The sequence below is a fragment of the Psychrobacter sp. 1U2 genome (assembly GCF_051847575.1).
Genome location: NZ_JBPYDC010001520.1, coordinates 1 through 583, shown reverse-complemented (window position 1 = coordinate 583; position 583 = coordinate 1). Strand labels below are relative to the sequence as shown.

General features: G+C 44.6%; 2 protein-coding genes. Both read left to right on the top strand.

Translation table 11 applies throughout. The features are described 5' to 3' along the window. Positions 1-113, top strand: a 113-nt coding sequence (locus tag ACS8FD_RS22965) for an aconitase family protein (RefSeq protein ID WP_439277557.1), incomplete at its 5' end; no start/stop codon positions are given. Positions 114-266: 153 nt separating this feature from the next. After that, positions 267-583 (top strand): 3-isopropylmalate dehydratase small subunit (gene leuD, locus ACS8FD_RS22960; protein ID WP_439277556.1); only part of this gene is annotated, 317 nt, incomplete at its 3' end.

Below are 583 nucleotides of genomic sequence, written 5' to 3'. Positions count from 1 at the left end.
ACCGTAACTTTGAAGGTCGTCAAGGTACTGGCGGACGTACGCATTTGGTCAGTCCTGCGATGGCCGCCGCCGCTGCATTGGCTGGTCACTTTGTGGATGTACGTACTTTTTAGTTGATAGACAATTGCGTTGTTTAAGCTGCGCATCCGTCACAACGCGTCTGATACTGATTGTATAAAACTATTTATTTATGTCGATAATACATCATGGGTTGATTTTGCCAATCAGTATCTACCAACACTACTGAGAATACGATAGGAACTATTATGCAAGCTTATAATACTCAAACGGGTATCGTCTGTCCGCTAGATCGCGCAAACGTCGATACCGATCAAATTATCCCTAAACAGTTTTTGAAGTCTATTAAGCGTACTGGTTTTGGCGTCAACTTATTCGATGACTGGCGTTATTTAGATGAAGGCTACCCAGGTCAGGACAACAGCACGCGTCCAATAAATCCAGAGTTTGTACTAAATCAGCCACGCTATCAAGATGCCGTTATTTTACTTGCCCGCAAGAATTTTGGCTGTGGCTCTAGCCGTGAGCATGCGCCTTGGGCGTTGTCTGAGTATGGTTTTCGTAC